Genomic DNA, 22,864 nt, shown 5'->3' on the forward strand with positions numbered 1-22,864 from the left:
GACTCCTTTTATTATTTCTGTACCAGTACGCAAACCGAGCGCGCGGCCTGGTGCCAGGCGGGTAATACCGCCCGTGAGTCTTCCTGAGTGAACGGGGCGACAACCTGCCAATCGCCTTCCGGCAGCCTCATCTCCGTCGTTTGCGGCGTGGCGTTGACCAGCACCAACCAGCGCTGCGACAGCAGGATCTGCATGAGCAGCTCGCCCTGCTCCCACTGCTGCGCGTCGAGCGGCTGGCCTTGCGCGTTCAGCCACTGCACGCTGCCGTCATCCTGCCGCCACCAGCGATCCTGCTGCAGAGCGGGGATCTGGCGGCGCAGCGCGATCAGCGCCGCGACGTAATCGGTCAGCGCATCGTCCGCCGTGGCCCAATCGAGCCAGGTGGTGGCGTTGTCCTGACAATAGGCGTTGTTGTTCCCCTGCTGGCTGTGTCCCTGTTCATCGCCGGCCAGCAGCATCGGCGTGCCCTGGGACAACAACAGCGTGGCGAGCATCGCCCGCTGGCTGGCCCTGCGGCGTTGCACAATGGCGTCATCGGCGACCAGGCCTTCCACGCCGTGGTTGTTGCTGAAATTGCGATCGCTGCCGTCGCGGTTGCCTTCGCCGTTCAGCTGGTTGTGTTTCTCGTTGAAGCTGACCACGTCTTGCAGAGTAAAACCGTCATGGGCGGTCAGCATGTTGACGGTGGCGTAAGGCGCTCGCCCGCGCTGATCGTACAGATCGCTGGAAGCGGCAAAACGCCGGGCGAATTGGCCGAGCGATACGCCGTTCTGCAGCCAGAAGCGGCGCATGTCATCGCGGTAATGGTCGTTCCATTCGGCGAAACGCCCGGGAAACGCCCCCACCTGATAACCGCCGGGGCCAACATCCCAGGGTTCGGCGATCAGCTTGCAGCGCGACAGCAGGTCGTCCGCCAGCATCGCCTGAAACAGCGGCGCATCGCGATCGAACCCCGGGGTGCGGCCCAGCACGCTGCCCAGATCGAAGCGGAAGCCGTCAATGTGACACTCGCGCACCCAAAAATGCAGGCAATCCATCACCCAGGCCACGCCCTGCGGCTGATCCAACCGCAGGGTGTTGCCGCAGCCGGTGTCGTTGACGTAGTCCCCTTCGGGCGTCAGCCAGTAGTAGCCCTGGTTATCGATGCCGCTCAGCGACAGCATCGGCCCATCCCTGTCCAGCTCGGCGCTGTGGTTGAACACCACGTCGAGGATCACCTCGATGCCGGCTTTGTGCAGCGCCTTGACCGCATCGCGCAATTCGTTCAGCGGCGTGCCGTCGGTGCTCAGGCTGGCGTAGCGGTTGTCTGGCGCATAGGGCGCCAGCACGTTATAGCCCCAGTAATTGATCAGCCCCAGCCGCTGCAGACGCGGTTCGGAGGTATGCTGTTGCACCGGCAACAGTTCCAGCGCGGTGATGCCGAGGCGTTTGAAGTGGGCGATCATCACCGGATGCCCCAGCGCGGCGAAGCTGCCGCGCAGCGCCGGCGGGATTTTCGGGTGCAGCAGGGTCAGGCCGCGCACATGCGCCTCGTAAATCACCGTCTGCCCCCAGGGCGTGGCGGGCGGGCGGTCGTCCTGCCAGTCATACTGTTCGTCCACCACCACGCATTTCGGCATCAGCTCGGCGCTGTCGTGCGGATCCGGCTGCTCGTAACCGCCGTGCAGGTGCGGGTGGTCCGCCACCGGCCCTTCCACCGCGCGTGCGGCCGGATCGAGCGCCAGCTTGTTGGGGTTGAAACGCTGCCCGTTCGCCGGGTCAAACGGGCCATAGACCCGGTAGCCATAACGCTGCCCCGGTTTGCCGCCCGGCAGATAGCCATGCCAGATGTCGCCGCTACGCGCCGGCAGCGGCAGGCGCACTTCGCGCTGCTGGCCGTCGAACAGGCACAGTTCCACCCGCTCGGCATGCGACGAGTACAGGGTAAAATTGATGCCTTCGCCGTCGTAATGCGCGCCCAGCGGCGCGGCGAGGCCAGCCGTCAGCTCGGTCATGGCGCCTCCCGCAGCAGATAAATGGTCGACAATGGCGGCAACGTCACGCTGATAGAGAAATCGCGCCCATGGCTGCCGACCGTTTCGGAAGAGACCCGCCCCTGATTGCCGGCGTTGCTGCCGTGATAGTGGTGCGAATCGGTATTGAGGATCTCGCGATAGTCACCGGCGCGGGAAATGCCGATGCGGTAGCGATAGCGCGGCACCGGGGTAAAGTTGCTGATGGCGATCAGCTCATTGCCCTGCGAGTCGTAGCGCGCAAAGGCGAACACCGAGTTGTCGTGATCGTCGACCACCAGCCACTCGAAGCCATCCGGGAAGTAGTCGCGCTCATACAGCGGCGCCTGCTGCCGGTAGCAGTGGTTCAGATCGCGCACCAGCCGCTGCACGCCGTTATGCCAGTTATCCAGCCCTTCCAATAAATGCCAGTCTAGGCTGGTATCGAAATTCCACTCGCGCCCCTGCGCGAATTCGCAGCCCATAAACAACAGCTTTTTACCCGGATGCGCCCACATAAAACCGTAATAGGCGCGCAGGTTGGCGAACTTCTGCCAGGCGTCGCCCGGCATGCGGTCGAGGATCGATTTTTTACCGTGCACCACTTCATCGTGCGATATCGGCAGCACGAAGTTCTCGGTATAGGCGTACAGCATGCCGAAGGTCATCTGGTTGTGGTGATACTTGCGGTGTACCGGATCGCACTTCATGTAATTGAGCGTGTCGTGCATCCAGCCGAGGTTCCATTTGTAGTGGAACCCCAGGCCGTTGGCGTCCGGCGGCAAGGTGACGCCGGGATAGTCGGTGGATTCCTCTGCCAGGGTCACCGCCCCCGGCTGCGCCTTGCCGAGGGTCTGATTGGTGTAACGCAGGAAGGCAATCGCCTCCAGGTTCTCGTTGCCGCCGTAATAATTCGGCACCCACTCGCCGTCGGCGCGGCTGTAGTCGCGATAGATCATCGACGCCACCGCATCGACCCGCAGCGCGTCGATACCGAAGCGCTCCAGCCAATACAGCGCGTTGCCCGCCAGGTAGTTGCGCACCTCGTGGCGGCCGTAGTTGTAGATCAGCGTATTCCAGTCCTGATGGAAGCCTTCGCGCGGATCGGCGTATTCGTACAGCGCGGTGCCGTCGAAATTCGCCAGGCCGTAGGCGTCGCTGGGGAAGTGCCCAGGCACCCAGTCGAGGATCACGTTGATGCCCGCCTGGTGCGCCGCCGCCACAAACGCCCTGAAGTCGGCCGGCGTGCCGAAGCGCCGGGTCGGCGCATACAGCCCCAGCGGCTGATAGCCCCAGCTGCCGTCGAATGGATGCTCGTTGACCGGCAGCAGCTCGATATGGGTGAACCCCATGTCCTTCACGTAGTCGATAAGCTGCACCGCCAGCTCTCCGTAGCTGAGCCAGAAGTGGTTGTCGGTGTGACGGCGCCATGAGCCGAGATGTACCTCGTAGATGGCGATCGGCTGGTCAAAATCGTTGGCGCGGCGGCGCGCCTGCGTCGACGGCACCACCTCCGGCAGCGGCGCCACCAGCGACGCGGTGTCCGGGCGCATCTGCGCCTCGAAGGCGTAAGGATCGGCTTTCAGCTGGGTGTTGCCGTAGCAATCGACGATTTCATATTTGTACAGCTGGCCGGCCCGTACGCCGGGCAAGAACAGTTCCCAGATGCCGTTCTCGCGCCGCAGACGCATCGGATGGCGACGGCCGTCCCAGAAGTTGAATTCACCCACTACTGAGACGCGCTGGGCGTTGGGCGCCCAGACCGCAAAGCTGACGCCGTCGACGCCATCCAGAGTAACAAGATGGGCGCCCAAGCGTTCGTAAGGACGCAGGTGCGTGCCCTCGGCCAGCAGCCAGCTGTCGATGTCCTGCAGCAGCGGGCCGAACCGGTAGGGATCGTCGACGATCTGTTGATGATCGCGCCAGCTGACCTGCAGCTGATAGCGGAAAGGATTTTTGCGCCGCGGCACCACGGCGCTGAAGAAACCGCGCGGATCGTCGCAGTTCAGCTGCGCCAGCCGCCGGCCGGTTTGCTGCTCCACCAGCCAGACTTCGCTGGCGTCCGGCAGCAGCGCCCGCACCTGCAGACCGTTATCGGTCGCATGCATGCCAAGCAGAGCGAAGGGATCGGCGTAATGGCCGGCGATGATCTGATCAATCACGTCACGATCGGGAAGTACAGGCATAGTCTTCTTCCTTAGATTAACAGCATGATCTAAGCACGGCTTGTTGGTTAATCCTTGGCCGTTTTGGTCATCATGCAATGCATTCGGTATCTAAAGCGTGATTGCGGTCGGTTATTGACCAATCTTTACTCTGCCGACCTGAATTTCGCTCTTTATGCTTATTTTTTGAAATATTTCAGTCATGGTGAAAAATTGCTCGCCAATGCGTTAAGCATAGCCAATGTCTGTTAAAAACTGCTCAGCATTGCTCAGGAAAATTCTTCATTAAGAAAACTGCCAGCCCGATAGCACGTGCCTGCGGCGGCCGACGAGGAGAGATGCGGGGTGCAGCCCATGGAAGCAGGGCTTGCGATGACCTTGCCCGACGTGGGGCGTGGCGAACAAAAAAGCGGAAAATGAGGCTTTAGGGGGCCGAACGCGGTCAGCCCCCGGGAAGTACAGGTTTACAGCAGGATGCGCAGCATGCGGCGCAGCGGCTCAGCCGCGCCCCACAGCAACTGGTCGCCCACGGTGAACGCCGACAGGTACTCCGGCCCCATATTCAGCTTGCGCAGACGACCGACCGGCGTATTCAGCGTGCCGGTGACCGCCGCAGGCGTCAGTTCGCGCATGGTCAGCTCGCGATCGTTCGGGATCACGCGTACCCAGTCGTTGTGCGTCGCCAGCATCTGCTCGATTTCCGGCAGCGACACGTCCTTTTTCAACTTCAGGGTGAACGCCTGGCTGTGGCAGCGCAGCGCGCCGACGCGCACGCACAGGCCATCGACCGGGATCACGCTGCCGGTGTTCAGAATTTTGTTGGTTTCCGCCTGGCCTTTCCACTCTTCGCGGCTTTGGCCGTTGTCGAGCTGCTTGTCGATCCACGGGATCAGGCTGCCGGCCAACGGCACGCCGAAATTATCGGTCGGCAGTTTGCCGCTGCGGGTGGCCTCGGTCACCTTGCGTTCGATATCCAGAATCGCGGAGGCCGGATCCTGCAGCTCTTTTGCCACGTCGGCGTGCAGCATGCCCATTTGGGTCAGCAGTTCGCGCATGTGGCGCGCGCCGCCGCCGGAGGCCGCCTGGTAGGTGGCGACCGACGCCCACTCCACCAGATCGTTGGCGAACAGGCCGCCGAGCGACATCAGCATCAGGCTGACGGTGCAGTTGCCGCCGACGAAGGTTTTGATGCCTTTGTCCAGGCCCTGCTGAATCACCGCGTGGTTGACCGGATCCAGGATAATGATGGCATCGTCCTGCATGCGCAGCGAAGAGGCCGCGTCGATCCAGTAACCCTGCCAACCGCTGGCGCGCAGCTTAGGATAAACTTCGTTGGTATAATCGCCGCCCTGACAGGTAATAATGATATCGAGCGCGCTCAGCGCGTCGACGTCATACGCATCCTGCAGCGTGCCCTGCTGGCCGCCGAAGGCCGGCGCGGCGGAACCGTGCTGCGAGGTGGAGAAAAAGACCGGGCGAATGGCGTCGAAATCGCGCTCTTCCGTCATGCGCTGCATGAGAACCGAGCCAACCATTCCGCGCCAACCGATGAAACCAACGTTTTTCATAATATCTGTGTCCCGCCCGGATAAGGGCTTATTAGGTGATAACGAGTTGTGTGCAATATCTCCTCACCTTACAAAATGTCGGCGCGGGCGCAAAGTGAATTTATTCGATGGCTGAGGATTTCTCAGCAATCCTTCTTATAGGCAAGGACGCGGCCGAAAAGGCCGAGGTGTTTTCCCGATCACGAGGTCACCATGACAGAGATGATTTCCGCTACGGTATTGCTGTTTTTAATTATGGATCCGCTGGGCAATCTGCCGATTTTCATGTCGGTGCTCAAGCACCTGGAGCCGCGCCGCCGCCGGGTGGTGCTGATCCGCGAGCTGCTGATCGCCCTGTTGCTGATGCTGATCTTCCTGTTCGCCGGCGAGAAAATTCTGGCGTTCCTCAACCTGCGCACCGAAACCGTCTCCATTTCCGGCGGCATCATCCTGTTTCTGATCGCCATCAAGATGATTTTCCCTTCGCAGGAGGGGAACAGCTCCGGGCTGTCCGCCGGCGAGGAGCCGTTCCTGGTGCCGCTGGCGATCCCACTGGTGGCCGGGCCATCGATTCTGGCGGCGCTGATGCTGCTGTCGCACCAGTATCCGCATCAGCTGCCGCATCTGGTGGCGGCGCTGTTGATCGCCTGGGGCCTCTCCGCGGCTATTTTGCTGATGTCGAACCTGTTCCTGCGCCTGCTGGGCAGCAAGGGCGTCAGCGCGCTGGAGCGGTTGATGGGGCTGATTCTGGTGATGCTGTCGACCCAGATGTTCCTGGATGGCGTGCGGGCTTACATGAAGCTGTAGGCGCCTGGCGGCGCCGACAACGGCCCGCGCTTAGCGGGCGGTAACGCGGCGAATATAGGCGAGCGTATCGGCGACCACGCCGTCCAGCGGCTGGTTGATGTCGATCGCTTGCACATCCGGCTCCTGCTCGCCCGGCTCTTCCAGCGTGGCGAACTGGGAAATCAACATCTGCGGCTTGAAGAAATGGCCCTTGCGTTGCTTCAGACGCTCCTCAATCACCGACTGATCGCCTTTCAGATACAGGAAATGCAGGTTGAGATTGCCGTCGCGCAGGCGATCGCGATAGCTTTTCTTCAGCGCCGAGCACACCAGCAGCGACACGTCGTTGGTGCGCTGCATGGCGAAGATGGCGTCGTTCAGGGCCGCCAGCCACGGCGCGCGATCGTTGTCGTCCAACGCATGCCCGGAGGACATTTTGATGATGTTGGCGCGCGGGTGCAGGTAGTCGCCATCCAGCATGGCGGCGTTGGCCTCGTGAGCGACGGCGCTGGCCACGGCGGATTTGCCGCTGCCGGAAACGCCCATCAAAACAAATACGTGATGCTGCGGATTACTCATAATCATGCCCTTATGGGAACTGGCGCGAGCGCGCCAAACGCGTCCCAACTGATAAACGCCGACGCCCCGCAGGGCGCCGGATAAAGATTATACAACCGTCGCCAACAGCAGGCAGCCCACCAGGCCGCACACCGAGATGATGGTTTCCAGCACCGACCAGGATTTGATGGTTTCCATGATGCTCAGGTTGAAATACTCCTTGAACAGCCAGAAGCCCGGATCGTTAACGTGCGAGAAGATGACGCTGCCGGAACCGACCGCAATCACCATCAGCTCAGGGCTGACGCCGGTAGTGGCGATAAGCGGCGCCACGATGCCACCGGCGGTGATCGCCGCCACAGTGGCGGAACCCAGCGCCAGACGCAGCGCAGCGGCGATCGACCAGGCCATCAGAATCGGCGAAACGTTGCTGCCTTCCATCAGGCCGGCGATGTACTGCTCGACGCCGCTGTCCACCAGCACCTGTTTGAAAGCGCCGCCGCCGCCGATGATCAACAGCATCATGGCGATGATTTTAATCGAGTCGGTGATGGTGCCCATCACTTCATCCATGGTGCGGCCACGGTTCAGGCCAAAGGTGAAGATGGCGATCAGTACGGCGATCAGGGTCGCCATCACCGGGTCGCCGAAGAACTCGGCGAAGCGCAGCAGGCTATGGCCCTTCGGCAGCACCATTTCAGCGACCGCGCGCAGCGCCATCAGGATCACCGGCACCAGCGACGTGGCGACGCTGACGCCAAAGCTCGGCATCTCTGCATCGGTAAAGGTTTTCGGGTTGTACAGGCCTTCCGGTACCGGTTTGTCGATGCCTTTCAGGAAGCGGGCATAGACCGGGCCGGCCAGAATAACCGTCGGGATCGCCAGCAGCGTGCCGTACAGCAGGGTTTTACCCATGTCGGCATGGAAGATGGTGGCAATGGCCGTCGGGCCCGGGTGCGGCGGCAGGAAACCGTGGGTCACCGACAGCGCGGCGGCCATCGGCACGCCGACGTACAGCAGCGGAATGCGTGCAGAGGCGGCGATGGTGAATACCAGCGGCAGCAACAGCACGAAGCCCACTTCGTAGAACAGCGCGAAGCCGACGGTGAAACCGGTCAGCACCACCGCCCATTGAATGTGTTTTCTGCCGAACTTGTCGATCAGCGTGGTGGCGATGCGCTGCGCGCCGCCGCAGTCCGCCAGCAGCTTGCCGAGCATGGCGCCGAAGCCCATGATCAGCGCCAGGCTGCCCAGCGTGCCGCCCACACCGGCCTTGATGGAACCGATGACCTTATCGACCGGCATACCCTGTGCAATCCCGACCGCCAGAGCAACCAGAACCAGAGAGATAAAGCCGTTCAGCTTGAAGCGGATCATCAGCAGCAGCAGCAGCGCTACGCCGCCTGCAACAATCACTAATGGCATAATTTTTCTCCAACCTTTTATCGCGACTCTCTTTACGATAGGCGTAAAGCGTGCGGTTGTTTTATTTTTAGGCTCTTTCCCGGTGTTTAAGAAGAGCTGTAGGTGTTGTTAAGTCAGAGGTTCAGTCTTGCAGCAAGGTGACCGCACGCTCATTGTTACCGGTATCATGATACCGGTAACAACATAATCCTCGGAACCGGGTAAACGGCTAAAATTCGCGTTCTGGGACAGAGATCAAACTTATGCCGGCAACGAGCAGCGGGCTTACAGGCGGGATAACCAGCGCGCCTTAGAGCGCGCTGCAAAAAGAAAGAGAGTTAAAACAGAGCGTTAAAATGTCTCAGATGCTGCCGCCGGGGATCACGGTGAAACCGACGTCCACCATGCGCGGGCACACCGTTTCGCCGCGCAGCCGGGCCAGCAGACGCTCGGCGCCGATCTGGCCCATGCGTTCGCGCGGCGTCAGCACGCTGGCCAACTTCGGCACCATCACCTGGCCGATGTCATGGCCGTGGAAACCGGCAATCGCCATGTCCTGCGGGATCGACAGCCCCTGCCGCTGGCACTCGAAGGCCGCGCCGATCGCCAGGTCATCGTTGGTGCAGAAGATACTGTCGATCTGCGGGTAGTCGCGCTGCGCCTGGCGCAGCAGCTCGCCGCCGGCGGAATAGGAAGAAGAGCGGGCGGTCATGATGCTGTACGGCTCCAGGCCGGATTCACGCATCGCCTGCTCATACCCCTGCTGTTTGATGATCGTACGCTCATCCTGACGGGCGCCGAAATAGACCACGTGGCGGTGGCCGTGCGCGATGATCTGCTGGGTCATCTGGCGCGCCGCTTCGAAGTTGTTGAAGCCCACCGCCAGATCGATGCACGGCGAAACGCAGTCCATCAGCTCCACCACCGGAATGCCCGCCACCTCGATCATTTTCAGGGTGCGCGCCGTGTGATGGCGCTCGGACAGGATCAGGCCGTCGATATTGTAAGAAAGCAGCGAGGTCAGACGCTCTTCTTCGCGCTCCGGCAGATAGCCGTAGTGCGCCAGCATGGTCTGGTAGTTGTGCGCGTCGGTCACGCTTTCGATGCCGCGCAGCACTTCGGCGAACACCTGGTTGGTCAGCGATGGCAACAGCACGCCAATCGCCCGGCTGGTGGCGTTGGAGAGAATGTCCGGCGCGCGGTTGGGGATGTAACCCAGCTCATCCAGCGCGACGGCGATTTTTTGCTGCAGGGGAGCGGAAACCTGGTCGGGATTGCGCAGATAACGGCTCACCGTCATCTTGGTCACGCCCACCTTGTCCGCCACATCCTGGAGTACCGGCCGTTTTTTCTTCATTATCAATGAACTGACTAACCGTGAATGGGCAGCCATTTTAGCAAAAAAAACGGCGGGCCGATATTGTCGGTTATGCGACGGCCAACGCAAAAAGGGCTCACATCGTGAGCCCTTGATATTTACCGCTAAATCACACCGGCGGCAGATCGAACAGCAGGATTTCGCTCTCTTCGTCGGCCTGAATCGACAGCGTTGATTCATCCCAAACCGCAAATGCATCGCTGATGCCGGCGGCCTGGCCGTTGACCGAGACCTTGCCGCGCACCACCTGGATCCAAATGCGGCGGCCGGTGTCGATCGCGTATTCCGCCTGTTCGCCTTTATTCAGCGCCCAACGCGACAGCGTCATATCCTGGAACACCTTCAGCGAACCGTCGCGCGCATCCGGCGACAGCACCAGCTGACGACCTTGCGGCGCGTCGAACATGCGCTGCTCGTAGCGCGGCTCCAGCCCGACCTGATCCGGAATGATCCAAATCTGGTACAGATGCAGCGGGCGATCCTGGTTGGCGTTGTACTCTGAGTGACGTACCCCGGTGCCCGCACTCATGATCTGGAATTCGCCGGCCTGGATCTGCTCCTTATTGCCCATGCTGTCCTGATGTTCCACCGTGCCGCTCAGCACGTAGGTCAGGATTTCCATGTCTTTATGCGGGTGAGTACCGAAACCCTGCCCTGCGTCGATCATGTCTTCGTTGATCACCCGCAGCGCCGAGAACCCCATAAAGTTCGGATCGTAGTAGTCGGCAAATGAGAAGGTGTGCCAGCTATCCAGCCAGCCATGATTGGCGTGGCCGCGGTCTTCCGCTTTACGTACATAAATCATATTCAACTCTCCTCAATGTTTTTTTACAGTCTAGTCCTGCCAGCAGAATAAGAAAGCGTAAAAAACTCATGCCTCTGTTCAAAAATTTCGATGGAATGAAACAGCGGAAGGGCAGCGGATTTGTTGAAGGCAGAAGCGGCTGAAAAAAGGGCAAAAAAAAAGCCAGCACCCGAGCTGGCTAAGTAAACACTGGAAGCAATGTGAGCAATGTCGTGCCTTCGCAGTGAGAGTATCAAGGGTTGATGCCCTCCCCGGAACGCATCGCAATAATAATCATTATCATTCGCACCTGTAAAGCGTTTTTTTTGACCCATTGAAATAATATTGACTCAAGGCAGTAAACGGATAAATTCAGAGGTTATTCAACCGGTAAGCGACAGGAGCAGCGACATGAGCGAGATCGTGATACGCCACGTGGAAACAACCGATGCACAAGCCCTGCATCATCTTTATTCTCAGACGCCCGTCTATCGCGATACGCTGCAGCTCCCGCTACCGTCCGTCGAGTCCTGGCAGAAACGCCTCGCCAATCCCGAACCGGGCACGCATAACCTGGCGGCCATCATCGACGGGCAGCTTGCCGGCCAGTTGGTGGTGATGCTGAATCAGCGCGTGCGCCGCCGCCACGTGGCCACCTTCGGCATCGGCGTCGATCCGCGCTACCACGGCAAAGGCGTCGGCAGCCGTCTGATGCAGGCGATGATCGACCTGTGCGACAACTGGGCGGCCATCGAGCGCATCGAACTCACGGTGTTCACCGACAACCCGGCGGCCATCGGGCTGTACCGCAAATTCGGTTTCGAGATAGAAGGCACCAGCCGCGCCTTCGCCATGCGCGACGGCGTGCTGGTCGACGCCTACCATATGGCGCGTTTTCGCACCGGGCAGCCGCGCGGCGATGCGTGATCTCATCCACTGGCAGGGGCCGCTGCGGCGGCCCCTGAATATCAACCGCCGAACCTTTTTACAGGCGCTGGCCGGCCTGACCGCTGCCGCCGGCATATTCTCTCCTCTCACCCCATTAGGTGCCGCTATGCCAACTTCCGCCGCCGGGCGCCCAGGCGCCCGCAACCTGATTACCGATGTACCGGGCCTGAAGGTCGGCGTGGCGCAAGACAGCCGGGTACGCACCGGCGCGACGGTGATCCTGCCGGATAGCCCGGCGATCGCCGCCGTGGATGTGCGCGGCGGTGGCCCCGCCCCCCGGGAAACCGACGCGCTGGGTGAAGACAATCTGGTGCAAACCGTCGATGCGCTGACATTCAGCGGCGGTTCGGTTTACGGCCTGGCGGCGGCGGACGGCGTCGCGGCCTGGTTGGGGCAACAGGGCCGGGGCTACGCGCTGCGCCCGGCGCCTGGCGTGCCGGTCTCCCCTATCGTGCCCACCGCCTGCCTGTACGATCTGGCCAACGGCGGCGACAAAAACTGGCAGCTCACGCCGCCGTATCGCCAGTTGGGCATCGATGCGGTCGGCAAGGCCGGATTGGACTTTCCGCTGGGCAGCGTCGGTGCCGGCTATGGCGCCATGACCGGCATGGGCAAGCTGAAAGGCGGCCTAGGCTCGGCGTCGATCGTCACCGCCAACGGCGCTACCGTCGGCGCGCTGGTCGCGGTCAACAGTCTGGGCTCGGTGGTGGCGCCCGGCACCCGCGCCTTCTGGGCGACACCCTATGAGATCGACGGTGAATTCGGCAACGGCGGTGCGGCGGCACTGGCGCAACTGCGCGCTCAGGGCGAAGACTGGATGGCGCAAGAGCCGCAGGGCGGCAGAAAAAACACCACTCTGGCCTGCATCGCCACCGATCTGGCGCTGACGAGAGTGGAGTTGAAACGGGTGGCCATCATGGCGCAAGACGGCATGGCGCGCGCCATCCGCCCGCTGCATAGCCCGTTTGACGGCGACGTAGTGTTCGCCCTGTCCACCGGGCAGCGCGAGGTACAGGGCAGCCGTGAACTGGCGGTGCTGCAAATCGGCGCGCTGGCGGCGGACACGCTGGCTCGGGCGATCGCCCGTGGCGTGCATGCCGCCACGCCGTGGCCGGGCAGCCAGGTCGTAACCTGGCAAACGCTCGGCGGTTAACACGCCGCCATAAAACAAGGGGCGCCAGCGGCGCCCCTTAATCGTTATTGACCCTCACCGCTTAAATCCCGGCGGTTTCCCGAATATAGCGGCGTGCCTTCACCGCATACTCGAATGGGTTGGCCAGCGCCGGATCCTGCTCGGCCTCCACCACCATCCATCCCTTGTAACCGCGCTCGTCCAGCAGCTTGAACACCGGTCTGAAGTCGATCACTCCATCACCCGGCACGGTGAAGGTGCCCTTCTTCACGCCGTCTAGGAAGCTCAGCTTGTTGGCCTTCACTTCCGCTACCACCTCATCGCGCACGTCCTTCAGATGGACATGGTTGATGCGCGGCAGATACTTCTCCAGGATCGCCATCATCGCCTGCTGGCTGCCTTCCGAATAGTAGGCGTGGCCGGTATCGAACAGCAGGTAGACGTCGTCGTTGACCATGCTCATGTAACGGTCGATTTCGGCCGTGGTCTGAATGCCGGTGCCCATATGGTGGTGCAGACAGACCTGCATGCCTTTGCCAGCGGCGATCTTCGCCAAATCGTTGTAACCGTCGGCCACGCGCTGCCACTCTTCATCGCTGAAGTAAGGCTTCTCTTCGAACACCCCTTTGGTGGTGCCCTGAATGCTCTTGCTCTGCTCGGAACAGCCGATCACCCTGGCGCCCATGGCATGCAGGAAATTCATGTGGTTGATAAATTCATCGATGGTTTTGTCTTTCTGACCGTCGGCGAAAAAGGTGCTGAACCAGGCGTTGCAAATCTGGATGCCGCGAATATCCAGCATTGGTTTCAGCACCGCCGGATCGCGCGGGTATTTGCTGCCCACTTCGCTGCCGGTGAAGCCGGCCAGCGCCATTTCGCTGACGCACTGCTGGAAGGTGTTTTCCTTGCCCAGATCGGGCATGTCGTCGTTGGTCCAGCCGATCGGCGCAATGGCCAATTTCACGTTGTCTTTATTCATGGTCTGCCTCGGTCCTTGGAGGGCCGCCGGTGCACACGCCACCGGCGAGCCGAATAAGATTATTTGCCCAACAGCTCTCTCTCGATGCGTTCTCTGGTCGCCACCGCCTGGCTCGGCATCTTTTCCGGGTAGCCGAACAGCGAGGTGCAGATAATCGATTCGCCGCCGGCCTTGAAGCTGCGGTTGGCGAATTCCATGTCGCGCAGCGTCTGGAACAGGGCATCGAAGTCCACCTCGCCTTCGCCGATGCCGACGTGCTGGTGCACGGCGGCGTCAACGCCCGGCGGGTTGACGATATAGCGGCAATGCTTGGTGTGGTTCATGGTGTCGGCGATCAGCACGTGGGACAGATCGTCCCCGGCGTACTGCAGCATGCCGGCCACGTCGCCTTGCCCCTTGTCGTAGTAGAAGGTGTGCGGCACGCTGTAGAGGTATTTGACGTGATCGCTGCGCAGCGACTTCACCAGATCGGCGGTTTCGTTGCTCAGCTCGCAGAAATCCCAAGGGTGCGACTGGATCTCCATGCGGATGCCCTCGCGCTCGACGATCGGCAGCAGCTCCTCCATCGAGCGATACCACAGCTCCTCGCAGATCTCCGGCTCATTGGGGTTGCCCGCCAGTTCGGTGTTGATCACCTGCACGCCCATCTCCACCGCGATTTCGATCATCCGCCGCCAGTTTTTGACCGCCGCCTGGCGGCGATCTTCTCCCGGCCCGGACCAGCGATACACCACGATAAATGAGGAGATCTCCACGCCGGTCGCTTTCAAGGCGTTTTTATACTCCGCCATGATTTCGCGGCTGGCCTTCGGATGTTTGTAAAACGGGTTGATCTGCGGGTGCGGCGACTGCTCAATGTACTTATAGCCCCAGTCCGCCACCTGCTGAACCATTTTGGTCACGCCCAAATCCCGGATAACGTCGACATCAAAAGCGATCTTCATGGTCACTCCTCTGCAATCGTGGTTACGCGCTACGAGCGGTTATTTACCGTAAAACGCCGGGCGCGCCGGCAGGGTCACCGGCACGATCTCGCCGCTGAGCTGGGCCGCCACGCAGGCGTCGGCGGTCACCGCGGCGGCGTAGCCGTCCCAGGCGGAAGGCCCGGTCAACTTGCCCGCGGCCACGTCGTTGATGAAACCCTGCAGTTCGACGTCATAGGCATCGATAAAGCGATCCTTCCAGTCGGTCAGAATTTCGGTCGACAGGCGGGCGCCGCTGCGCATCTGCACCGAGGACGGTTCCGGCAGCTTGGCGATGCCGGTTTCCCCCACCACTTCACACTGAATGTCGTAGCCGTACTGGCAGTTGACGAAGATTTCGACGTCGATGCGCGTACCCTTGGCGGTTTCAAACAGCACAATCTGCGGATCTTTCAGGTGCGGAAACGCCTTCGGGCTCTTGCGCGGGAACACCACCTGCACCGACACGTAGTCGTCGTCAAGCAGCCAGCGCAGCACGTCGATTTCGTGGATCAGGGTGTCAGTGATCGCCATATCGGTGGTGTAGGCCTCGCCGACCGTCGGGTTGCGGTGCGCGCAGTGCAGCATCAGCGGCTCGCCGATCTGGCCGCTGGTCAGCACCTGTTTCAGCGCGCGATAGCCCTGGTCATAGGGGCGCATGAAGCCGACCTGCACCAGCCGCTTGCCGTGCTTCGCTTCGGCGTCGACAATGTTTTTGCAGCCCTGCGCGGTCACCGCCAGCGGCTTCTCGCAGAACACCGGTTTGCCGGCAGCGATGGCCGCCAACACGAACTCTTCATGACTCGGCCCCCAGGAGGTGACCAGCACCGCCTGTACGTCGGCGGCCTTAATGAGATCGTGTCCGTTGTCATACACCCGCGCATCCAGCTGCAGATCGCTCACCACCTTGGCGGCGTTGTCGCGATTGATGTCGTTGACCGCCACCACGCGAGCGCCCTGCAACACTTTGCTGCAGCGACGGATATGATCGCGGCCGATGGCGCCGGTGCCGATAACCCCAATGTTCAATGTCATTTTCGCTACCCTCGAGATTTATGTATGAAAACGAATCAGTAATCGCGCGCCTTATCGATGTTTTCCTGCAGCTTGCGCGCCACTGCGACGATTTTCTCGCTGTCGGCCACCTGAGCGCCGCCCACGCGCCACCAGCTGAGATACTTGTGCACCATGGTCTTCGGCAGCACCTTGATATCCAGCAGCGTGGATACGGTTTGCCTGCGGGCGTCGGCCAGCGCGTCGAGCAGCTGCTGTTCGGTGGTGACGCGATAGGTTTTACAACCGTAAGCTGCCGCCAGCATGGCGAAATCGACCGGCACCAGTTTGCCGTCGAGCTTGCCGCCCTGTGGATTGCGGAAGCGGAACTCGGTGGTATAGCTGTCCATGCCGTGTTCCATCTGCAGATTGTTGATGCAACCGTTGGTCATGTTGTCGAACAGCACCACGTTGATCTTGCAGCCTTCCTGAATCGAAGTGACCAGTTCGGAATGCAGCATCATGAAGGCGCCATCGCCCACCATCGCGTACACCTCGCGCTGCGGCTCGGCCAGCTTGACCCCCAATGCGGCGTTGACCTCGTACCCCATGCAGGAGTAGCCGTATTCCACGTGGTAACCATGCTCGCCGTGGTTGTGCCAGACCCGCTGCAGATCGCCCGGCAGGCTGCCGGCGGCGGCGACGATCACGCTGTCCGGCGGCAGTTCGCGGTTCAGCACTCCCAGCACCCGGCTCTGGGTCAGAGCCGAGTCGGTCTGGGCGATAAATTCGGCGAACACCCGCTCACGGTCGAGGTGATCGTCTATCTCCGGCACAAAGCCTGTACCGCTGTATTCCACCGAGTAAACACGCTCGCTCTCTTCGCGCTGGGCACCGCGCGCCGCGGCGATGGCATCGCCCCAGCCGGCGCGATAATCGGCCTGTGCCAGCAGCGCGCCCAGCGCGTTCAGGGCCTCGCGGGCGTCCGCCAACACCTGCACGCCGTCGAGCTTGCCGGCGTCGAAGGCGCTGACGTTGATATTGAGGAAGCTGACGTCCGGGTGTTGGAACAGCCATTTGGACGAGGTGGTGAAATCGGTGTAACGGGTGCCGACGCCAATCACCAGATCGGCCTGCCGGGCCAGCGTGTTGGCCGCCAGGCAGCCGGTTTCGCCGATGCCGCCGAGGTTGAATTCATGGTCGCTCGGCACCGTGCCTTTGCCGGCCTGGGTCTCGGCGAACGGAATGCCGAAGCGCTCGGCGAATTCGCGCAGCGCCCGCCCGGCCTGCGAGTACTTCACGCCGCCGCCGCACACCAGCAAGGGTTTGCGTTTGGCCGTCAGCAGCGCCAGCGCGTCCGCCAACATGCCGTCGGTCGCCGGGCGGCGATCGAGCCGGTGCACCCGCTTTTGGAAGAAATAGTCGGGATAGCCGTAGGCTTCCCCCTGCACGTCCTGCGGCAGACACAGCGTTACCGCGCCGGTTTCCGCCGGATCGGTCAGTACGCGCATCGCGTTGATGCAGGCGCTCATCAGCTGTTCCGGCCGCACGATGCGGTCCCAATACTTGCTCACCGCACGGAACGCGTCGTTGGTGCTGATGCTGAGATCGTAAGGCTGTTCGATTTGCTGCAACACCGGGTCCGGCTGGCGGGAAGCGTAAACGTCGCCCGGCAGCAGCAATAAAGGAATGCGGTTGGCAGTGGCGGTGGCCGCGGCGGTGATCATATTGGCGGCGCCGGGGCCGACCGATGAGGTGCAGGCGTAGATCTGCCGGCGCAGTTTCTGCTTGGCGAAGCCGATCGCCGCGTGGGCCATGCCCTGTTCGTTGCGGCCCTGATGCACCCGCAGTTCACCGCTATCCTGCTCCAGCGCTTGCCCCAGCCCCAGCACGTTGCCGTGGCCGAAAATCGCGAAAATGCCCGCGACGAATTTGGTTTCCACCCCGTCGGCCAGCAGATACTGGTTATCGAGAAATCTGACGAGCGCCTGCGCCATGGTTAGCCTGATCTTGCCCATTTACTCACCCTTTAGATTGAGGGCCGCCCCGGAAAGGGCTCGCGCCGAGCCGACAATCCCGTGTTTGTGTTACGCGGCGGCAGCTATTATCTTGAGCAAGCGATGCCCGCTGCTCACGAAGTCGACAACCTGAAACGTGAAGCGATTATAAACAAATATATTTTTCATAAAATCACATTACAGAAGAAACATTTCATTTTGCGATAAAGATCGCATATTGCATGAAAAGCCCGTTTCATCTCGTGGCTTGGCCTTCACCGGCTTCACGCCGCGTATCAGCCGGTAAAGCCATCGACGCGCAAGGCGACAGCCTTTTATCCTGCCGTCACGCCCCTTTTCCGCGCGCCCCTGGCCGCCGTTTCACAGCCGCTTCATCGGCTTTTTCCTCTCCTTTGTCGATGTTTTAAACGCATCACATTTTTGGGGTGTAAATTTCATTCTATATTGAAATTGAAATTTTCATTCCTCATACTGTCCACATGCTTCCAGCAGGGCGCCACGCTCGGGCCGCCGCCGGAGTTTTGCTTAAACAGAAGGAAACGGGTATGGCTACACAAGAAAAACAGCTTGATGTCATTTGTCTCGGGCGCATCGCCGTCGATTTCTATGCTCAGCAGATCGGCGCGCGTCTGGAAGACGCCGGCACATTCGCCAAATACCTCGGCGGCTCTTCCGGCAACGTGGCCTACGGCACCGCCATTCAGGGGTTAAAATCCGGCATGCTGGCGCGCGTCGGCGACGAGCACATGGGCCGCTTTTTGCGCGAAGAGCTGCAGCGCGTCGGAGCCGATACCCGCTGCTTGATCACCGATAAACAGCGGTTAACCGGCCTGGTGATCCTCGGCATCAAGGATCAGGAAACCTTCCCGCTGATCTTCTATCGCGAAAACTGCGCGGACATGGCGCTGACGCCGAGCGACATCGACGAATCCTACATCGCCTCTTCGCGCGCGCTGGCCATCACCGGCACGCACCTGTCGCACCCGAACACCCGCGCCGCCGTGCTGAAGGCGCTGGAATACGCGCGCCGCCACGGCCTGCGCACCGCGCTGGACATCGATTATCGCCCGGTGCTGTGGGGGCTGACGTCGCTGGGCGACGGCGAAACCCGCTTTGTGGAATCAGACCAGGTAACCCGCGAACTGCAGGAGGTGCTGCACCATTTCGATCTGATCGTCGGCACCGAAGAGGAGTTTCATATCGCCGGCGGCAGCACTGATACACTGACGGCATTGAAAAACGTGCGCCGCACCACGGCAGCCACGCTGGTGTGCAAGCGCGGCGCGCAGGGATGCTCCGTGTTCGAGGGCGAGATAGCCGACAGCTGGACGCAGGTGAAGCTGCACGCCGGCGTGCGGGTTGAGGTGCTGAACGTACTGGGGGCCGGCGACGCGTTTATGTCCGGCCTGCTGCGCGGCTATCTGAACGATGAGGGCTGGGATCAGGCCTGCCGTTACGCCAACGCCTGCGGCGCATTGGTGGTCTCGCGCCACGGCTGCGCGCCGGCCATGCCGACCAAACGGGAGCTGGACGACTATCTGCAGCGTGAACAGCAGGTCACGCGCCCAGACCGCGATGCGCGTCTGAACCACCTGCACCGGGTCACTACCCGCAAGCAACAGTGGCCGGAACTGTGCGTGTTCGCCTTCGATCACCGCAAGCAGTTGGCGGACATGGCGCGCGAGGCCGGCGTCGGCGAGGAACGCATCCCGCATCTGAAAACCCTGCTGCTCACCGCAGCGCAACAGGCTGCCACACAGGCCGGCCTCAACGGCAACAGCGGCATTCTGGCCGACACCACCTACGGGCAGGCGGCGCTGAACGAAATCACCGGCCAGGGATGGTGGATCGGCCGGCCGGTAGAGCTGCCCAGCTCGCGCCCGCTGCGTCTGGAGCACGGCAATATCGGCTCGCAGTTGATCGACTGGCCGCAGGAGCACGTGGTGAAGTGCCTGGTGTTTTATCACCCGCATGACGCTGCGGAACTGCGCCGCGAACAGGATGAGCTGATCGCCGACGTCTACCGCGGCTGCTGCAAATCCGGCCATGAGCTGCTGCTGGAGGTGATCCTGCCGGACAGCAACGCCGACAAGGACGAACGTTATTACCTGGAGATGATTGAGCATTTCTACCAGTTGGGCATTCAGCCGGACTGGTGGAAACTGCCGCCGCTGAGCGCGGAAAACTGGCGGCGGGTCGGCGCGCTGATCGACAGCTACGATCCATTCTGCCGCGGCGTGCTGATCCTGGGGCTCGACTCCCCTGAGGCGGTGCTGAAGGCGGGCTTTGCCGCCGCCGCAGATGCGCGTTGGGTGAAAGGTTTCGCCGTCGGCCGCACCATCTTCGGTCAACCTTCGCGCCGTTGGCTGCAGGGGGAACTCGACGATGCGGCGCTGATCGAGCAGGTGAAACAAAAATACCTGACGCTGATCGATTTCTGGCGCCAGTACCGCCCGCAGACGAGCGGCGCTCACTGACAGCGAGAAGCGAGTTCACGTCCCCTTAAGGCCATTTCGCCGCTTTAAGGGGATTTTTTTGCCAATTTTCTGTGAAGTCGCGCAACGTGCGATCGAATAAATCGCTTTTTGAGGAAATGAAATTTCCGCTCCGTCTGTTAAAATACCCTGTCAATATGTCAGGCGTCAGGCCAATGCGCCTTCACCCCACTGCGAGCCGAATGGATGAACAACCCAACTCAACTTTCGCTGTTACAGGACGAGATCCGCCACCGTTATGAAACGCTGAGCAAGCGTTTGAAGCAGGTGGCGCGCTATATTTTGGATAACAGTAACAGCATCGCTTTCGATACCGTTGCCTCCATCGCCGCACAGGCCAGCGTGCCGCCCTCCACCCTGATCCGTTTCGCCAACGCCTTTGGCTTCAGCGGCTTCAACGAAATGAAGCAGGTGTTCCGTCAGCATCTGATGGAAGAAACGGTGAACTATACCGAGCGCGCGCGCCTGTTCCGCCAAACCTCCACCGACGACAACGTCGCGCCGGAGAAACCGGCCGAAATCCTCAACGTATTCACCATGGTCAACGCGCAGGCGCTGCAGCAGCTGGCGATGCAAATCGCTCCCGAGCAGTTGGATCGCGCCGTGGATCTGCTCAACAACGCCGAAAACATCTACGTGATCGGCCTGCGCCGCTCGTTCAGCGTCGCCTCCTACCTCACCTATGCGCTGCGCCATCTGGAGCGCCGCGCGTTTCTGATCGACGGGCTGGGTGGGATGTTCACCGAACAGCTGAGCATGGTGAAACCGAAAGACGTGGTGATCGCCATCAGCTATTCGCCATACGCCCGCGAGGCGGTGGAACTGGTGGAGTTGGGCGCCAAGCGCGGCGCGCAGCAGATCGCCATCACCGACAGCCAGGTCAGCCCGCTGGCCGCCTTCAGCGACGTCTGTTTCGTGGTGCGCGAAGCGCAGGTGGACGGGTTCCGTTCGCAGGTGGCCTCGATGTGCCTGGCGCAGACGCTGGCGGTCTCGTTGGCGCTGAATAACGCCCGGGACGAGTAAGCGGCACGTCTGACGAAAGCGCCCGAGACAGGCTCGGGCGCGGCGGGATTATTGCAGCAATAAATAACGGTAGAGCACGCTTTCCAGATCCTGCTTCATGCTGATGAAAAGCAGAATCTCCACCGTCTGGCCGTCGTAGTCATAGATGACACGGTATTCGCTGTCGGGATCCAATCGTTCGTGCAACCGCACCCCCATGCCCGCCAGCACGGCGTTGAAGCGGTAGCGGGCGGGATCGTCGGCAATTGCCGCAAGGGACGATAACAGCAGGTTATCCACGAACACCCCGGCTGCGGCGGCCCCTATCGTTCCGCTCTTGTAAGACTCGATGTCTTTCAGGCTCCATTCCGCCGCCGGCGCGACGGTAAAACGTATTTCCTGGGGCATCCTGCACCTGGGCCTATTTCCGCGCGTCACGCAGCCGCTGCAAGGTTTCTTCGGGCGACAGACCGCGCTGATTCTTAATCTCTTGCTTCGCCATCATAGTCAGTTTCAACAACGCATTGGACTGGCGCTCGAGATTGCGTTCCCGAATTTCGGCCTCTCTCTCAGCCGCCGTTTGCACAAATAGCTCAGCGACACCATTTTTTGTGACATAGACCCCGCCTTCAAACAGGTCGGGCGAACCTAATCCTTCGCGCGCCGCTTTTTGGGACATGGTGCTCGTCATGGTTGTTCCTCCTGCGCATAGGCAATCACGCTGTATCACAGCGGTTATTGGGATTCACTCAGTCAGAGAGCGAACGCGTGCCGACAGGTTATCATTTGAGCAAGATGGAGGGCAAATTTAGGGCAAATTTATACCCTGATAAAGAGAAGGCCCGGCAAGCCGGGCCTCAAGCGCTTATTGCGCGGCGGGGTAACCTTCGCCGTTAATCCAGGCGTGGTCTTTTTCCCAGGTGAACTTCCACTGCCGCACCGGCCCGGCCATCACGTTGAGATAATAGTTGTCGTAGCCCGCCAGGGTCGCCACCGGGTGATAACCGCGCGGCACTTTCACCACGTCGCGATTGTAGACCGGCATGCACTCGTCGAGCGTGCGATCGTCGGTATAGACGCGCTGCATGCAGAATCCCTGCTCCGGCTGAATGCGGTGATAGTAGGTCTCTTCCAGATAGGTTTCGTCCGGCGAGTCTTCCCGATCGTGCTTGTGGCTCGGGTAGGAGCTGGTGTTGCCCTCGTCGGTATACACTTCCACCACCAGCAGGCTGTCGGCCGGCTCGCTGTCCGGCAGAATGTTGTGCACCAACCGCTGGTTACGCCCCTTGCCGCGCCGCTCCACGCCGATATCCGCCGGCGTAATCAGCCGTGAAGGCAGGTGGCCGCCGCCGGGGGCACTGCACACCGCCAGCTCCAGCTCGGTCTCCGCCCGCACCTCGATGCGATCGTGGTGCGGCACATACACCGCATAAGGCGGCGTGCGTTCGAACGGGCTCATGCGCTTACCGATATGCGGGTATTCGGCGCGCAGCGTGGCCACGGAGGCGATACCGGCGACCAGCACCAGACACAGCTCGTTGTCGCCGCATTCCAACTGCAGCGACTGCCCGGCGGCCAAGCGGTAAACGTCAAAGCCGACATAGCGCCAACCGGCATTTTCCGGCGTCACGTGCTGGATACGCCCCTCGGCGTTCGGCGTCTGACATTTGGCAAGCAGTGAAGACATCTCGATTCTCCTGTTAACACCCCGTGCAAAGGCCG

19 protein-coding genes are annotated in these 22,864 nt (G+C 61.2%); 5 read left to right on the forward strand and 14 right to left on the reverse strand.

Going from position 1 to position 22,864, the window contains the following annotated elements; translation table 11 throughout:
- Positions 1-11: 11 nt before the first annotated feature.
- The 3 genes from glgX to asd form a co-directional block, all read right to left on the reverse strand.
- Positions 12-1,994: a glycogen debranching protein GlgX gene (glgX, locus tag ATE40_RS19600; RefSeq protein ID WP_063918385.1), complete on the reverse strand. Its 1,983-nt coding sequence runs from the start codon at positions 1,992-1,994 to the stop codon at positions 12-14.
- Positions 1,991-4,177 carry a 1,4-alpha-glucan branching enzyme gene (gene glgB, locus ATE40_RS19605; RefSeq protein WP_063918384.1) on the reverse strand — a complete coding sequence of 729 codons (2,187 nt, stop codon included), beginning with the start codon at positions 4,175-4,177 and terminating at the stop codon, positions 1,991-1,993. The genes glgX and glgB overlap by 4 nt, the downstream gene beginning before the upstream one ends.
- Before the next feature lie 443 nt (positions 4,178-4,620).
- On the reverse strand, positions 4,621-5,724 hold the full coding sequence (gene asd, locus ATE40_RS19610) for an aspartate-semialdehyde dehydrogenase (RefSeq protein WP_063918383.1): 1,104 nt from the start codon (positions 5,722-5,724) through the stop codon (positions 4,621-4,623).
- A 192-nt stretch (positions 5,725-5,916) separates the two neighbouring features.
- Here asd and ATE40_RS19615 point away from each other — a divergent pair, with 192 nt between their 5' ends.
- The gene (locus ATE40_RS19615; RefSeq protein ID WP_025159894.1) at positions 5,917-6,510 is read left to right on the forward strand and encodes a YhgN family NAAT transporter; all 594 of its coding nucleotides are present in this window, start codon (positions 5,917-5,919) and stop codon (positions 6,508-6,510) included.
- Between the two features lie 30 nt (positions 6,511-6,540).
- Here the strand turns inward: ATE40_RS19615 and gntK are convergent, their stop codons facing one another.
- The 4 genes from gntK to ATE40_RS19635 form a co-directional block, all read right to left on the reverse strand.
- A complete protein-coding gene (gntK, locus tag ATE40_RS19620) occupies positions 6,541-7,068 on the reverse strand; it encodes a gluconokinase (RefSeq protein WP_025159893.1) in 528 nt (175 codons plus the stop codon).
- Between the two features lie 87 nt (positions 7,069-7,155).
- Positions 7,156-8,472: a gluconate transporter gene (gntT, locus tag ATE40_RS19625; protein ID WP_016930400.1), complete on the reverse strand. Its 1,317-nt coding sequence runs from the start codon at positions 8,470-8,472 to the stop codon at positions 7,156-7,158.
- Positions 8,473-8,812: 340 nt separating this feature from the next.
- On the reverse strand, positions 8,813-9,808 hold the full coding sequence (gntR, locus tag ATE40_RS19630; RefSeq protein ID WP_063918382.1) for a gluconate operon transcriptional repressor GntR: 996 nt from the start codon (positions 9,806-9,808) through the stop codon (positions 8,813-8,815).
- 130 nt (positions 9,809-9,938) lie between these two features.
- Entirely contained in the window at positions 9,939-10,634 is a 696-nt protein-coding gene (locus ATE40_RS19635) for a pirin family protein (RefSeq protein WP_063918381.1), read from the reverse strand.
- A gap of 390 nt (positions 10,635-11,024) precedes the next feature.
- Here ATE40_RS19635 and ATE40_RS19640 point away from each other — a divergent pair, with 390 nt between their 5' ends.
- Both ATE40_RS19640 and ATE40_RS19645 read left to right on the forward strand, forming a co-directional pair.
- Positions 11,025-11,540: a GNAT family N-acetyltransferase gene (locus ATE40_RS19640; RefSeq protein ID WP_019455192.1), complete on the forward strand. Its 516-nt coding sequence runs from the start codon at positions 11,025-11,027 to the stop codon at positions 11,538-11,540.
- On the forward strand, positions 11,533-12,714 hold the full coding sequence (locus ATE40_RS19645; RefSeq protein ID WP_063918380.1) for a P1 family peptidase: 1,182 nt from the start codon (positions 11,533-11,535) through the stop codon (positions 12,712-12,714). The genes ATE40_RS19640 and ATE40_RS19645 overlap by 8 nt, the downstream gene beginning before the upstream one ends.
- 61 nt (positions 12,715-12,775) lie before the next feature.
- On the opposite strand, the gene iolE is transcribed toward ATE40_RS19645, so the two are convergent.
- Genes iolE through iolD form a run of 4 tightly spaced genes read right to left on the reverse strand, consistent with a single transcriptional unit; the run spans position 12,776 to position 17,645 of the window.
- Positions 12,776-13,672, reverse strand: coding sequence for a myo-inosose-2 dehydratase (gene iolE, locus ATE40_RS19650; protein WP_063918379.1), 897 nt, complete (start codon positions 13,670-13,672; stop codon positions 12,776-12,778).
- Between the two features lie 59 nt (positions 13,673-13,731).
- Positions 13,732-14,616 carry a sugar phosphate isomerase/epimerase family protein gene (locus ATE40_RS19655; RefSeq protein ID WP_063918378.1) on the reverse strand — a complete coding sequence of 295 codons (885 nt, stop codon included), beginning with the start codon at positions 14,614-14,616 and terminating at the stop codon, positions 13,732-13,734.
- Positions 14,617-14,655: 39 nt separating this feature from the next.
- Positions 14,656-15,669, reverse strand: a complete 1,014-nt coding sequence (gene iolG, locus ATE40_RS19660) for a bifunctional inositol 2-dehydrogenase/D-chiro-inositol 1-dehydrogenase (protein ID WP_004930848.1) — start codon at positions 15,667-15,669, stop codon at positions 14,656-14,658.
- Positions 15,670-15,704: 35 nt separating this feature from the next.
- Positions 15,705-17,645, reverse strand: coding sequence for a 3D-(3,5/4)-trihydroxycyclohexane-1,2-dione acylhydrolase (decyclizing) (iolD, locus tag ATE40_RS19665; protein WP_063918377.1), 1,941 nt, complete (start codon positions 17,643-17,645; stop codon positions 15,705-15,707).
- A gap of 545 nt (positions 17,646-18,190) precedes the next feature.
- Between iolD and ATE40_RS19670 the strand changes: the two genes are divergently transcribed.
- Positions 18,191-20,122, forward strand: coding sequence for a bifunctional 5-dehydro-2-deoxygluconokinase/5-dehydro-2-deoxyphosphogluconate aldolase (locus ATE40_RS19670; RefSeq protein WP_063918376.1), 1,932 nt, complete (start codon positions 18,191-18,193; stop codon positions 20,120-20,122).
- Between the two features lie 204 nt (positions 20,123-20,326).
- Positions 20,327-21,163 (forward strand): MurR/RpiR family transcriptional regulator, encoded by an 837-nt coding sequence (locus ATE40_RS19675; RefSeq protein WP_019455199.1) that lies wholly within the window; start codon positions 20,327-20,329, stop codon positions 21,161-21,163.
- A gap of 48 nt (positions 21,164-21,211) precedes the next feature.
- Here the strand turns inward: ATE40_RS19675 and ATE40_RS19680 are convergent, their stop codons facing one another.
- From ATE40_RS19680 to iolB, 3 genes are all read right to left on the reverse strand, one after another.
- The gene (locus ATE40_RS19680) at positions 21,212-21,550 is read right to left on the reverse strand and encodes a type II toxin-antitoxin system RelE/ParE family toxin (RefSeq protein ID WP_063918375.1); all 339 of its coding nucleotides are present in this window, start codon (positions 21,548-21,550) and stop codon (positions 21,212-21,214) included.
- Positions 21,551-21,563: 13 nt separating this feature from the next.
- Positions 21,564-21,833, reverse strand: a complete 270-nt coding sequence (locus ATE40_RS19685) for a hypothetical protein (protein WP_019455201.1) — start codon at positions 21,831-21,833, stop codon at positions 21,564-21,566.
- A 174-nt stretch (positions 21,834-22,007) separates the two neighbouring features.
- The gene (gene iolB, locus ATE40_RS19690; protein ID WP_063918374.1) at positions 22,008-22,829 is read right to left on the reverse strand and encodes a 5-deoxy-glucuronate isomerase; all 822 of its coding nucleotides are present in this window, start codon (positions 22,827-22,829) and stop codon (positions 22,008-22,010) included.
- Between the last annotated feature and the right edge of the window lie 35 nt (positions 22,830-22,864).

This window comes from Serratia surfactantfaciens (assembly GCF_001642805.2).
Taxonomy (GTDB): domain Bacteria; phylum Pseudomonadota; class Gammaproteobacteria; order Enterobacterales; family Enterobacteriaceae; genus Serratia; species Serratia surfactantfaciens.